Origin of the sequence: Mycobacterium bohemicum DSM 44277 (genome assembly GCF_001053185.1) — a bacterium.
Taxonomy (GTDB): domain Bacteria; phylum Actinomycetota; class Actinomycetes; order Mycobacteriales; family Mycobacteriaceae; genus Mycobacterium; species Mycobacterium bohemicum.
In genome coordinates this window covers 515,771-528,862 of the sequence record NZ_CSTD01000001.1, presented here as the reverse complement: position 1 = coordinate 528,862, position 13,092 = coordinate 515,771, and the positions used below count along the sequence as shown (strand labels likewise).

Annotated in this window: 15 protein-coding genes; 2 read left to right on the top strand and 13 right to left on the bottom strand. The window is 67.8% G+C overall.

Annotated features, from left to right (window positions below):
• Positions 1-135: 135 nt before the first annotated feature.
• Positions 136-621, top strand: coding sequence for a type II toxin-antitoxin system Phd/YefM family antitoxin (locus BN971_RS02605; RefSeq protein WP_085181006.1), 486 nt, complete (start codon positions 136-138; stop codon positions 619-621).
• A gap of 10 nt (positions 622-631) precedes the next feature.
• Here BN971_RS02605 and BN971_RS02600 read toward each other — a convergent pair whose 3' ends face one another.
• From BN971_RS02600 to BN971_RS02565, 8 genes are all read right to left on the bottom strand, one after another.
• Positions 632-1,525, bottom strand: coding sequence for a universal stress protein (locus tag BN971_RS02600; protein ID WP_085181005.1), 894 nt, complete (start codon positions 1,523-1,525; stop codon positions 632-634).
• 644 nt (positions 1,526-2,169) lie between these two features.
• Positions 2,170-3,081, bottom strand: coding sequence for a formate/nitrite transporter family protein (locus BN971_RS02595; RefSeq protein WP_085181004.1), 912 nt, complete (start codon positions 3,079-3,081; stop codon positions 2,170-2,172).
• The gene (locus tag BN971_RS02590) at positions 3,078-3,347 is read right to left on the bottom strand and encodes an anti-sigma factor (protein WP_085181003.1); all 270 of its coding nucleotides are present in this window, start codon (positions 3,345-3,347) and stop codon (positions 3,078-3,080) included. Before BN971_RS02590 ends, BN971_RS02595 begins: the two co-directional genes overlap by 4 nt.
• On the bottom strand, positions 3,344-3,973 hold the full coding sequence (locus tag BN971_RS02585; RefSeq protein WP_085181002.1) for an RNA polymerase sigma factor: 630 nt from the start codon (positions 3,971-3,973) through the stop codon (positions 3,344-3,346). Before BN971_RS02585 ends, BN971_RS02590 begins: the two co-directional genes overlap by 4 nt.
• A gap of 10 nt (positions 3,974-3,983) precedes the next feature.
• Positions 3,984-5,051 carry an acyl-CoA dehydrogenase family protein gene (locus tag BN971_RS02580; protein WP_085181001.1) on the bottom strand — a complete coding sequence of 356 codons (1,068 nt, stop codon included), beginning with the start codon at positions 5,049-5,051 and terminating at the stop codon, positions 3,984-3,986.
• Complete coding sequence (cynS, locus tag BN971_RS02575) at positions 5,048-5,515, bottom strand: cyanase (RefSeq protein ID WP_276011424.1); 468 nt, start codon at positions 5,513-5,515, stop codon at positions 5,048-5,050. Before cynS ends, BN971_RS02580 begins: the two co-directional genes overlap by 4 nt.
• Before the next feature lie 44 nt (positions 5,516-5,559).
• Positions 5,560-6,084, bottom strand: a complete 525-nt coding sequence (locus BN971_RS02570; protein ID WP_085180999.1) for an OsmC family protein — start codon at positions 6,082-6,084, stop codon at positions 5,560-5,562.
• A gap of 312 nt (positions 6,085-6,396) precedes the next feature.
• The gene (locus BN971_RS02565; RefSeq protein ID WP_085180998.1) at positions 6,397-7,233 is read right to left on the bottom strand and encodes a DUF3097 domain-containing protein; all 837 of its coding nucleotides are present in this window, start codon (positions 7,231-7,233) and stop codon (positions 6,397-6,399) included.
• A gap of 205 nt (positions 7,234-7,438) precedes the next feature.
• On the opposite strand from BN971_RS02565, the gene BN971_RS02560 reads away from it, so the two are divergent.
• A complete protein-coding gene (locus BN971_RS02560; protein ID WP_085180997.1) occupies positions 7,439-7,726 on the top strand; it encodes a DUF3349 domain-containing protein in 288 nt (95 codons plus the stop codon).
• Positions 7,727-7,733: 7 nt separating this feature from the next.
• Here BN971_RS02560 and BN971_RS02555 read toward each other — a convergent pair whose 3' ends face one another.
• From BN971_RS02555 to BN971_RS02535, 5 genes are all read right to left on the bottom strand, one after another.
• Positions 7,734-8,711, bottom strand: coding sequence for a patatin-like phospholipase family protein (locus tag BN971_RS02555; protein WP_085180996.1), 978 nt, complete (start codon positions 8,709-8,711; stop codon positions 7,734-7,736).
• Positions 8,712-8,772: 61 nt separating this feature from the next.
• Entirely contained in the window at positions 8,773-9,843 is a 1,071-nt protein-coding gene (locus tag BN971_RS02550; RefSeq protein WP_085180995.1) for an ABC transporter ATP-binding protein, read from the bottom strand.
• Positions 9,844-9,845: 2 nt separating this feature from the next.
• Complete coding sequence (locus tag BN971_RS02545; RefSeq protein ID WP_085181143.1) at positions 9,846-10,688, bottom strand: carbohydrate ABC transporter permease; 843 nt, start codon at positions 10,686-10,688, stop codon at positions 9,846-9,848.
• Positions 10,675-11,613 (bottom strand): carbohydrate ABC transporter permease, encoded by a 939-nt coding sequence (locus BN971_RS02540; protein WP_085180994.1) that lies wholly within the window; start codon positions 11,611-11,613, stop codon positions 10,675-10,677. Before BN971_RS02540 ends, BN971_RS02545 begins: the two co-directional genes overlap by 14 nt.
• A complete protein-coding gene (locus tag BN971_RS02535; RefSeq protein WP_085181142.1) occupies positions 11,610-12,932 on the bottom strand; it encodes an ABC transporter substrate-binding protein in 1,323 nt (440 codons plus the stop codon). The genes BN971_RS02540 and BN971_RS02535 overlap by 4 nt, the downstream gene beginning before the upstream one ends.
• Positions 12,933-13,092: the final 160 nt, after the last annotated feature.

Genomic DNA, 13,092 nt, shown 5'->3' with positions numbered 1-13,092 from the left:
TGATTCGGCCCGAACGCGTCGGCCGACGCGCCGACACGGCAGAGGCCAAGAGATTGACACTGACCGCCCGTACGGTCATATAATCGAGCCCAGAGTGCGCCGCGCTGCCCCCGCGCACCGCGAGATCGGAGCAAAATGCCGGAAGTGATTGGCCTCGGCCAACTCCGGAGCCACGCCTGCGCGTACCTCGAACGGGTCGCCGCCGGGGAGGAAATCGACGTCGTCCGCCGGGGCAGGTTGGCGGCGCGGATTCTGCCCGTCGGTGACTGGAGGGTTGCGCCGATCCCGGCGAGGACCGCCAAGGCCGCGGACGCGGGCGGCTGGGTCGGGCTCGACGAGCTCCGGACCCGCGCGGGCCGCTGCTTCGACCGGGTGGCCGCCGGCGAAACCATCTACGTCGTTCGCGACGGCAGGCTGCTGGCGCGCATCGTGTCGGCCGGCGACGCAAGAGCGAGGGTCCCGGCGCACGCCGGGCGGCGGATCGAGCTCGACGAGCTGCGCAAGCGCGCGGGACGCTATTTCGACACGGTCGCCGAGGGTCAGACCATCGAGGTCGTCCGCGGCGGCAAGGTGGTCGCCCACATCGTGTCGGCCGGCGCCAACGACGCCCTCGGCGCCTGAGGCGAGGCTTTCAGTCGGAGGCTTCCGACGACGGCCGGGCCACGATCACCGGGATCTTGACGGCGTGCAGCACCGCGTTGCTGACCGAGCCCAGCAGCAAGCCGCTCAAGCCGCTCCGGCCGTGACTGCCGACCACGAGAAGCTGGGCTGATTCGGCCATTTCGGCGAGGTGGCGCGCCGGCCGGTCGCGGACGACCGTTCGATGCACCGCGACGTCGGGATAGCGTTCCTGATACCCGGCCAGGCTTTCGGCGATGCTGCGCAGCGATTCCTCTTCCACCGTCGCCCAGTCCTCGGCGGGCAGAGCGCTCACCGTGACATCGCTCCAGGCATGCATGGCCACCAGGTCCACGCCGCGGCGAGACGCCTCGTCGAACGCGATGGCGGTGGCGAGCTCGGAGGCCGGCGAGCCGTCGACCCCGAGCAGAACGGGCGCGTGGGCGTCCGGCACGCTCTCGTCACGGACGACGACGACGGGGCACCTCGCCTGCCGCACCACGCTGGAACTGACCGATCCGAGCACGCCCCGGGCGAGAAGTCCTCGTCCGGCGGTGCCCATCACGATCATCTCGGCCTCGTCGGACAACGTGATCAGGGCCGCGGCCGGGCTCGAGAAAACCAACTCCCGGGCGATGGGGACCTTCTGGCCGGCGGGCATCGCCTCTTCGGCCAGTTTCATGGCATCCATGACGGCCCTCTTGCCTTCGTCTTCCAGCCGCACCGCCAGAGATTCCGGGTAGGCGACGGGCGGCCAGGTCGACGTTGGGGTGACCACAGCGTGGACCACGGTCAGTGGAACGTTTCTCATCGCCGCATCACGGGCCGCCCACGTCACGGCGGCATCCGATGCGGGCGAGCCGTCGACCGCGACAACAATTCCGTGTTGGCTAACCGGTGCTGACATTTTGCTCTCCCTCTCTCACACCACGACGCTATTAACCGGGAGACCATGTGTCGCGGGGCTTTAGTCCCTAAACACCGGGATCGACGGCTTGCAGAGCAGCAATTTGGGCGGCGGTAACGTTCCGGCCACCCGGTGGCCATGAGCCGGTCGGCCCCCGTGCAGAGACCGGGTCAACCCCGGCGCCCTCGGTCACCGCGCGATGATCCCGCATGGCAGCGGCACCACCAGCGCCGGCCGGGCTCAGTAGGCGATGTGGCACGGCAGCGCACGCCGGGCGCGCCCGAAGGCCGTCCCACAAACCGATCGCGGAGGCTGCCCCGTGCCCGAGGCGCTCGCCGATAATGGCCTGACCAAGCCGGGACAACACCGTCGCGGTGGCCGTAGGCGCGAACGGCCTTGCCGTCGTCAGCGCATAGGCGACAAGATCGGCTGAATGCCTTGCGGCGGCGGGTGTGTCGCTCACTTGCAAGCCATATGCGCAGCGACAGGCCACACCAATCTGCGAAGTTCAGCAGCGACGGACAGTCGGACAGATGACCCAACGCGGCCCCCGACATCCTCGCAGACGCCACCGCTACCGGTTTGCGCTCATTCTCGGCCCGACCATCGGCCCGGAGGGCGGTGACGGCGTCGTCGCCAGTTGGCTAAACGCGGCGCCGCTGCAACTGGGCGATGATCCAGAACGGCAGCGCCACGAACAGCGTGCCGCCGATCAAGTTACCGACGCTGGTGATCGCGATGTTGGTGAGCAAGCCGTGCGCGCCCCAGCCCCAGCCGATTCCGCCGCGGGGCGCGGCCCGATGAAAGAGGTTGAGCAGCAAGGGGAGCCCAAGGAACCCAACGTTGGCGATCACATGCTGGGTGCCGCCGATGACGAATGCGAACGGACCGTAGAACGCGAAGGCCATGCGGGCGACGTCGCTGCGGGCCTTGAAGAACATGCACATCGAGGTCTGAAGAAACCACGTGCACAGGACCGCAAGCAAGATTGCGGTCCAAAACGGCTGGCCGGCTTTCGCCGCGCCGACGGATGCCGCCCGCTCGGCGAAGGCACCCAAGTAGGGGCCGCCGGCGGCACCGCAAATGGTGACGAACGCCAGTGCGCCAGCGATGTTGCCGATAAGGCCGACGACGACCAGGAAGACGTAGCCGCCGGGACTCATGGTGCGTTTGAGCACGGCAAGAAATCCCGCGGCCATGTCCGCCGTGATCAGCGACATGCCCGACACCAGGATGAGGACGAACGACATCCCGAACGCCAGGCCCATCAGCAGGCTTGCGACGCCGGGAGTCTTGACCCCGGTGCTCACCGTCAAGGCGAGTACCGCCCCGAAGGACACCATCGCGCCGCCGACCAGCGAGCGCACCAGGAAGGCCCAGGGGTGGGCGATTTTCTCCACGGCCATTGCGGCCACCCGATCCACCATGGCGCCGACGCTGAGCGGCTCGAAGGGGTCGTCGACGGCGCCGTTCGTGATGACGCCGGAATGCAACCCGACGCCTTCGGGTATCGACGCCGCGCTTTCCAGTTGCGGCGCTTGCGCGTTGATCGTCATCCGAGTTGACCTTTCCTGAGTGCGTGAATGGCGTTGAGGACACTGTCGATGTGCCGGTCGGTGAGCTTCTCCCCCTCGAAGACGTGGCGGAGCAGGATCTTGAGATCGAGCATTTGCTCGAGGTAGACCAGGCACGGGGGGCACTCGTCGAGGTGTCTGGCCACGATAGGTCCCCACTGCGTCGGGTCCGAGTCGACGAGGTCGTCGACGAGCCGCACGAAGTCAACGCAGTCGATCGCGGGCACCGTGTTGTCATGAACGGTCATCGTCGATACCGCTTTTCCAATTCGTTTCGGAGATTGCCCCGGGCGCGGTAGAGCAGGGCGCGCTGCGCCTCGGCGGACAGATCGAGGACCTTGGCCGCCTCGTCGGCGGACGCGCCGACAAGGTCACGCAGGATTATCAGCTGTCGCTGCCGCTGCGGCAACGTACCCAGTGCCGCGCGGAGGTATCCGACCAGTTCACTGCTCACCGTCTGGTCCTCCGGTAGGAAGCGAGTGGACGGCGGGAGGCTCCAATGCCCCGCGTCAGCGTGGCCGGCCGGGTGCATGCGCCCCGACAACGGATCGGCGTCGGTGGCGTACGGTGCGGCCAACACCTCGTGGTCCCGAATCCGGGACTCGCGCCGCCGGTGCCGCAACGCGGTGTTCCGTACGATTCCGAACAGCCAGGTACTCACCGAGGAACGCCCCTCGAACGAATCCGAGGACTGCAGCACCTGAACCCATGCCTCCTGCACGGCTTCCTCGGCCACAGCCGCCGAATTCACCATGGTGCGTGCGAAGTTCAACATCGGCCGGTGATAGTCACGCACCAGGACGGCCAGCGGGATGCCCCCCACCAGCTGGTCGGATTCGGCGCCCTCCGGTGGCACCGCCACCGGAGTCACCATCGTCCCGCGCTCAGGAGCATCCGGCCAGTTCCCAGCGCAGTTGACCCTCGGAAGGGGACTGGACCGGAATGAACGCCGCCTCGCGATAACGTCGACTTGCCGGAGTTCTGCTGGCGTAACCCCTGCCGCCGGCCGTGCGGAGCTCGAGATCGGCGCTGGCGCTGGACAGTTCGGCGGCCGTCAGCCGCAGGGACAGCAGCTCCTTCTTGGTCGGCCGCCTGGCGCCGCCGACGGCCCCCGCCAGGCTCGCCAACGTGATTTCGGCGCAGGCGAGCCTGCCGGCTATGCGGTCGACGTCGGCAGCGAAGACGTCGTTGACCCCGCTCAGCCCGCGCCGGCTCTCCTCGACCATGGTCTTGGTGAGCCCCAGACACATTGCCGACTGCAGCACCAGGAACGTGGGCCGCACCGCGTGCAGGAACCCGTCGAAGTCGCGGGACAGAACCTGCTCGGAGGAGATGAGCGCAGCCGTCAGGTTCAGGTGCGACGAGGCGGTGCTGCCCATCGCCAACAGGTCGAAATGGTCGCCGATCACCACGCCCGGGGTGCCGAGCGGCAGCGCCACGATCAGCTTCTCACCGTCGGCTGAACGGGCCGCGGTGACCATGGTCGAGTCGGCGTAGAGGTTGCTGGCCCACCTGATGGTTCCGGACAACTCATAGCCGCCGGCTACGGGTGTGGCGGTCAGGTCCAGGGTGCCGCAGCCCGCCGCCTCCTTGAACGCCGACGCCATGCCGGTGACGCCGAGCGTTGTCCCGGTGAGCAGCGATTTGGCGACGGCCGTGCTGAACGGCGTTGCGGCCGTGAGCAAATACTCCACGGTCATCCGGTGCGCCCACAATGAGAACCCGGTGCTCATGCACTCACCGGAGATCCGCCGGATGACCTCGGCCATCTCCGGAAGCCGGCCGTCGGCGTTGCCCGGCGCGCCGACCCCGAGCAGGCCGGCCGCCCCAAGGGCGGTGAAGCTGCGCCGGGATTGGCCCTCGCCGCGATCCAACACCGCGGCGTGCGCCCGAATGTCTTCCAGCAGCCGCACATCCACACGGCCGGCCGCAGGATCCATCGTCGCCGTCATTTGGCTGCCCCCTGCTCTGCCGCGTGTTTCCATGCGTAGTCGAGGAACTTGCCGTCGAGGGTGACGACCACCCTGTCGCCGTGCGGATCCGGACGACGTTGCACACTCACCTGGAAGTTGATCGCACTCATGATGCCGTCGCCGAACTCCTCGTGGATGAGCTCTTTGATCGCCGGACCGTAGACCGCCAGCGCCTCATAGAACCGGTAGATGGTCGGGTCCTTCGCCGCGGCGTCATCCGACCCGCGGTACGGACTCAACTGCAGGACCGCCACGGCCTCGTCGTCGAGGTCGAGAAGCGATGCGACGGTGGCCGCCTCGCCGGCCGGCAGGGGGTGCTGGCCGAGCAACGCCGCCACGGTCCACACCGGGTCCTTTCCGATCGATTCGGCGATCTTCGCCCAGCTCAATCCCTGCTTGACACGGGCCAGCCTGATGACCTGTGCGAGCTCGTTCTTGCTCAATGTCCCCAATGTCTTTGCCACGGTTGATCTCCCCGTCCGAATCGCTATTCAGTCCGCAACGACGAGTCGACATCCACCGGATTGCGGAACGTGTTGACGACGGGCGACCAGGCGATCGCGTTGTCGTGGATCTCCTTCAGTGTCGCGTCGTCGGCGTCTCCGGCAAGCGTCACCCTGCAACGGACCGCGCTGAAACCCAGGCGTTTGCCGTCCGGGGTGTCACCCACGCCCCACACCGCGGATATGTCGATGTCGCCCTCCATCTCGACCTCGATCTTGGTCAGTGTCACGCCGCGATGCGTGGCGTTGGCCAGCAGGCCGACCGAGACGCACGAGCCGAGAGCGGCCAGGGCGGTTTCTGACGGGTTGGGCGCCGAGTCGTCGCCCAGCAACGCGGGCGGCTCCCCCACCAGCATTGGCGCCAGATCGCGCACGTAGGTCATATTGCGGAACCCGGTTTCACAGACCGTCTTGGCTTTGAGGGTCTTCTTGCCGGTCTCGGGATTGGCCTTGGCGTTACAGGACAATCGATCGAGGCCTTCCGCGTCGATGACGAGCGTGTTGGTCATGAACTTTTCTCCGTTCCTCGCTGAGCCTTCACGGAGTGAGTGCCCCAGACCGGGCGCACGTGACGGCGGAGGGAAGGGATTTACCAGGAAGACTCGAACGACACTTGCACGAAACATCTGAGCCGATTCTGGTCGCAGCGCGTTCGCAATCGTTGCGAGCAGACCCGCAATCAACCCGGTGAAGTGCGCCTAGTCCGATCCCGGCGCCCCCGGGCCGATAGCTGCCCACCGGGCCGAACGCGGTCGTTCAGCCAGTATCGCGATGGCCCGGGCGCGCGGCGGCGGGAAAAAATCCCGCGGATCTTTTCGGTGTCAGGAACCCGCCGGCTGGGTCACGAAGTCGATAAGTTCCTCGACCCGGCCGATCAGGTCGGGCTCGAGGTCGTTCCAGTCACGCACCCGGGAACGGATGTGCCGCCACGCCCGGGCGATGTCCGCCTGGCTTGCGTGCGGTAGCCCGAGCGCCTCGCACACGCCGTGCTTCCACTCCACCTGCCGCGGCACCTTCGGCCAGGCCTTCAAGCCGAGTCGCTGCGGCTTCACCGCCTGCCAGATGTCGACGTACGGGTGTCCGACGACCAGCGTGTCGGGACCACCGGGCCCCCGTCGGACCGCATCGGCGATCCGCGCCTCCTTGGATCCCGCGACCAGATGGTCGACGAGCACGCCCAGCCTGCGGCCGGGTCCGGGCGCGAACTCGGCGACAACGTCGGCGAGATCGTCGACGCCACCGAGGTGCTCGACGACGACACCCTCGATCCGCAGATCCTCGCCCCACACTTGTGCGATCAGTTCGGCGTCGTGGCGGCCCTCAACGTAGATCCGGCCGGCTCGCGCGACGCGCGCGCGGGCGCCCGGCACCGCGACCGAGCCGGATGCCGTCCGCCCCCCCGCGGCGGGGCCCGGGCGGCGCGGCGGCGTGAGGATCACGGGCCGGCCCTCGAGCAGATAGCCGGGGCCAAGCGGGAATCCGCGCGTGCGTCCGTGCCGGTCTTCGAGGTCGATGCGGCCGTACTCGACGCGAACCACCGCCCCGACGTAGCCGCTCTCGACGTCCTCGACGACCATTCCCATTTCCACCGGATGCTCGGTCGAGCGCGGCTTGCGCCGCCCGGCCGCCAGAACATCGGTGCCATAGCGATCAACCACCCGGCCATACTAGAAAGCGTTGCGGCCAAACCTCGTTGCGGCGCGCCAGAATCGTGCGTCGGCCGCCGGTATGCGCGACAACGGTTGTAAAAAATCGTGCCAGCAACCGCGTGGCGTTAACCAGATGGTGGCCGCGGCGATGCTACCTTGTTATCCGCGGTGACATGGCCGCTGATCCGCAGCGCCGCGGTGAGCGAGGTGAAAGATGGACCTGACCCAATGGGTTTCCAGCATTGTCGCCTTTGTGCGGGCAGGCTATCCCAGCGGCATGCCGACCACCGGTCACGTCCCGGTGGCGGCGCTGTGCCGCCGCCGCGTGTCAAACGACGAAATCGACTCGGTAACAGACGAACTCATCGGTCATCTTCGACGGCCCATCAGCGATACCGACGTCGGGGTCGCGATCAGCCGCATCACGAACGCGATGCCCTCCCCCGAGGACATCGCCCGCGTCCAGCGCCGGCTCGACCGCCGGACGACGCGCACCGCCTGAGTCGCGCTCACGACCGAGGGTTGACCGGGCCGCCGCAGGCCGCCCGGAAGGCCGCGAAATCCCACGTCGCCAGGAAGTCCCGACCGGCCCGCAACCCGCTTTGGTACAGCGTCTCCCGTTGCTCGGCGGTGATACCGAAGTCGATGGGGCTGATCCCCTCCGCGGGCACGAAGATGGTGCGCCGCACCGTGCAAGGATCGTCGATGTAGGCGTTGTCCTGATTGCTCAGCAACGTCTCGATCGCGGCGATCCCCAACGACACCGGGCCATGAACGGGGTGCGTGGGGGGAATGCCGGGGCGCGCCGACAACCGGATGCCGAACGTCGGCCAGGCGTCCCGGCCGTCGGCCCGGTCGAACAACTCGACCGGGAAGTCCGACAGCAGACCGCCGTCCACCCACGTCGCACCGGCGAGCCGAATGGGCTCGAACACATACGGAATCGCCGCCGAGGCGTGCACGGCGCGGGCCACCGGGAAGCCGTCCGGGTCGAGGCCGTAGTCGCTCAGGTCCCAAGGGATGCGGACCAGTCGGCGCCGTGACAGGTCGCTGGCCGTGACGACCAGCGACCAGCGGAACTGTTCGGGCTCTTCGCCGGTCCGCAGGTCGCCGAACGTGCGCACGCCGAGGTCACCGAGCAACCCGGCCAGCAGCCGTTCGAGGTACGCCCCGCGATAGACGCCGTCGGATACGAGCAGGGAGAGTCCCCCGCCGATCACCGGGACCCGCCCAATCAGGCTGCGGTCCAAGAACTTCTGATAGTCGATCGTGCGCATCACTTCGGCCAGCCGTGTCAGGGGTTCGCCTGCGGCCTGCAGCGCCGCGACCAGCGCAGCGACGATCGCCCCGGCGCTGGTCCCGGCGACGCGGGGAAACCGGTAACCGGCTTGGGCGAGCGCGTCCACCGCGCCGACCAACCCGACGCCGCGGACGCCGCCCCCCTCGCACACCAGGTCTGCGCGCGTCTCGTTCACCGCCGTCACCATAGCCGGATCACCGCCGGGCGGGTGCGCGGCGCGCCCCGATGCACCGGCCGGCCTTGAATGCTCATGAGATCCGGCGCCCGTCCGCGCCGAAGAAGTGCACATGGCCTGGCTCCGGGTGCAACCACACGCGGCTGCCCTTCTGCGGCGGGTGACGCCCGTCGGCGCGCGCGACGACGGGCGTCTCGATCACCTTGCCCGAGTCCGTGATTCGGCCGTACAGGTAGGCGTCGGCGCCCAGCTCCTCGACGACGTCCACCTCCATCTCCACGCCGCGCTCGCCCAGCTCGAAGTGCTCGGGGCGGACGCCGACGACGACCTCGGCACCCGACCCGGCGACCTCGCGCGGCAGCGGGATGGACCAACTGCCCAGCGACACGGCGGAATCGGCGATCGGCAGGGTGAACAGGTTCATCGCCGGCGACCCGATGAATCCGGCGACGAACACGTTGCCCGGGTTTCGGTAGAGCTCGCGCGGCGGCGCGAACTGCTGCAGCACCCCGTCGCAAAGCACGGCGACGCGATCGCCCATGGTCATCGCCTCGACCTGGTCGTGGGTGACGTAGACGGTGGTGGTCTCGAGGCGCCGCTGCAGGGCGGCGATCTGGTTGCGCGTCTGCACCCGCAGCTTGGCGTCGAGGTTGGACAGGGGCTCGTCCATCAAAAACACCTGCGGGCGACGCACGATCGCGCGTCCCATGGCCACCCGCTGGCGTTGCCCGCCGGAGAGGTCCTTGGGCTTGCGGTCCAAATACGGCTGCAGATCGAGCAGTTTCGCCGCGTCCAGCACCCGATCGCGGATGTCGGCCTTCGGCATTTTGGCGATCTTCAGCGCGAAGCCCATGTTCTGCGCGACCGTCATGTGCGGGTACAGCGCGTAATTCTGGAAGACCATGGCGACGTCGCGGTCCTTGGGGTCGACGTCGGTGACGTCGCGATCGCCGATGCGGATCCGTCCGGAGTCCACCGTCTCCAGGCCGGCCACCATCCGCAGCGACGTCGTCTTGCCGCATCCGGACGGCCCGACCAGGACCACGAACTCGCCGTCTGAGACCGCGAGGTCCAGGCCGTCGAGCGCCGGCCGGTCCGCCCCCGGGTAGCGCCGCGTCGCTTGCTCGAAGCTCACCGAAGCCATGGCTATCCGCCGAGCCCGGTGACGGCGATGCCGCGGACGAACGAGCGCTGCGCGATCGCGTAAATGACGACCAGCGGCACCATGATCAGCATCGAGGTCGCCATGATGATCGGCCACCTCGCGACGTATTCGCCGCGCAGCCGGACCAGTCCGAGCGTCAGGGTCGCCAGGCTGTTGCGCTGGATCATCAGCAGCGGCCACAGGAAGTCGTTCCAGACGTTGACCCACGTGAGCACTGCGAGGACCATGACCGCCGGCCGGGCATGCGGCAACAGGATCCGCCAGTAGATCTGCCACGGCGAGCAGCCGTCGAGGATCGCCGCCTCCTCGAGGTCGGTCGGGAGCGTCCGGAAGAACTGTCGCATGAGGTAGGTGCCGAACGCGCTGCCGAAGAGCCCGGGAACGATCATCGCCCACGGAGTGTCGACCCAGCCCACCGTGCGCATGAGAATGAACTGCGGGATCACCGTCACCGTCAACGGCACCATGAGCGTGCCCAGGTACAGCACGAAGAGCGCGTCGCGGCCGCGAAAATGCAATCGCGCGAACGCGTATCCGGCCAGTGAGCAGAAGAACACCTGCCCGGCCGTGACGCACCCGGCGTAGAGCACGGTGTTGAAGAACATCCGCCAGAACGGCATCAGCGCGAAGACGTCGGTGTAGTTCGACCAGCGGGGGCGGGCCGGCAGCAGCCTGGGCTCGCTGATCTCGCCCTCGCCCTTCAGCGATCCCGAGACCGCCCAGGCGATCGGGAACAGCCAGATCCAGGCGACGGTGATCAGCGCCGCGTAGAGAAGAACGGCGCGAAAGACCTTGCGCCTGAACACCCGCTCACTTAAGCCCACGAGAAGTCTCCCAAGAACGGCGGTGCGTCAACCGCAACTGGACCACGGTCAGCACCAGCAAGAAGGCGAACATCACCCACGCCAACGCGGACGCGTAGCCGAATTCCAGGAACGAGAAAGCGTGCTGGAACAGCATGATGCCCAGGACGTAGGTGGCGCTCTCCGGGCCGCCGTTGGGGCCGTTGAGCACGTACACCAGGTCGAAGGCCTGGAAGGCGTGGATGACGGAGATGACGACCACGAACGAGATCGCGCCGCGGATCAACGGCACCGTGATCGAGGCGAACTGCCGCACCTCGCCGGCCCCGTCGATGCGCGCCGCCTCGTAGAGGGTCTCGGGGACCCCTTGCATCGCGGCCAGCAGCACCACGGTGGCGAACGGGACGCTGCGCCACACGCTGACCAGGCACAGCGACGCCATGGCCCACTTCGGCTCGATGAGCCACGGCACCGGGCCGATTCCCACCCAGCCGAGCATGATGTTCAGCAGCCCGTTGTCGGTGTTGAAGACGAACTGCCAGACGACGGCCATCACCACCGAGGAGATGGCCAGCGGCAGGAACACAATGGTTCGAAAAACGCCGATTCCCTTGATCTTTCGGTTCAGCATTCCGGCGACGACGAGGCTGATCAACACCGTCGGGACCACCGTCCCCAGGGTGTAGATGGCGGTGTTGCGGATCGCGATGACGAACAGCGGGTCGGCGGTGAGGAGGTCCTCGAAGTTCCTTAGTCCCACGTATTTCGGCGGCCGGAACACGTCCCAGGTCTGGAAGCTCATGAACAGCGAGAAGCCAAGCGGGAACATCATGAAGACCAGCACCGCCGACAGGTTCGGCGCGACGAACAAGCGACCCGCGCGCGCACGCCGGCGCTCCAGGCCGGTATCGACCCGGCTGGCCGCGGCGACGTCAACCGATGTCATGGGCTTCTCAGCACTTCGTCGACGGCGTGCGCCAACCCGGTCAGCGACGTCGCGGGGCGTTTTCCGCGCAGCACGGGTCCCATGTTGCGGTCCATCAGGGCGTTGACCTTCTCCCACGCCGGCGTGATCGGGAGGCCCTCGGAGTGGGCCGGCCCTTCGGTGAGGACGGCGAGATTGCCGATGCTGCCGTGCGCCTTGGCGAATCCGGGCGACGCGAGGGCGGACCGCAGGACCGGCACGAAGAGGCTGGATTCGCCGACGAGGGCCTGGCCGACCGGCCCCGTGGCGAACTTCACGAACTCCCATGCCTTTTCCCGGTGGCGGCTGCTCGCGGCGACGGCCAGGCCCGTGGCACCGATGTTCGAGCAGGCGGGCCGGCCCGCTCGCCGAGGGCCGACCGGCAGCGGCGCGACGTCGAAGTCGAGGGCGTCGGCGCGGATGAAGGTCTGGTATCGCCAGTGGCCGCCCAGCGCGATCGCGGCCTTGCCGACCGAGAACAGGTCGGTGGTGGACATGGACTGTTGCTCGGAGCCGTTGGGCGCCACCCGGTACCGGTTGGTGAGGTCGGCGTAGAACTGCACCGCCTCGATGAAGGCGTCGTTGTCGAAGTTGAGGTGACTGGGATTTCGCCGCGGGTCAGACCAGGGCACCCCGTTGTTCATCGCGAACAGCCCGGCCGAGTAGTAGGACAGAAACGTGTTGACGAAGCCCCACTGGCCGACGCGCCCCGACGGGTTCCGCTTGGTGAGGGACCGGGCGGCGTCGAGGAACTCCCCGAAACTCCAGGGCTTGTCCCAGGTGCCGGGCGGGGGCGCGACACCCGCGTCGGCGAAAAGTCGCTTGTTGTAGAAGAGGTAGTTTCCCGACCACTGTTCGGGCAGCGCGTACTGGCCGCCGTTGTAGGAGAACGTCTCATACAACTCGCCGATGCTGTCGGACTTCAGCTCGGCGGCGAACGCCCGGTCCTGGGCCAGCATGGTGTTGAGGTCCAGCAGGACGCCCCGGTCGGCGAGTTCGGCATAGGTCAGGTCCCATGCCATCAGGACGTCCGGGCATTTGCCGCCGGCACAGAACGTCGACAGCTGCTGCATCACACCGGGGCCGGACAGCACCGGCCGCACTTTGATCTCGGGATGGCGGCGCTGAAATTCGTCGACGATGCGCAGCCTGGCGTCGCGCTCCTCGGGGTTGGCGGCGAAGAAGAAGGTGAGCGCGTCGTCGTCGGGTGCGCAGCCGCTGGTCCACGGCGCGCACGCCGCCACGGTCAGCGCGCCGGCGCCCCGCAGCAGGCTGCGCCGCCCGAGCGGCTTATCGAGCATGGTTTTGCCGATCGCGCCCACGCGTCACGTTTCCCGCGCCCGGCTCGTCAAGAGGATGAGCGCACCGACCCGCTACCGCAAAGGAGATCACAGCCATGACGCCATCGATTGTGCGCCGCGCACAGGCGTGCTGCCATTCGGCTCGCCGCCGCGGAAACAG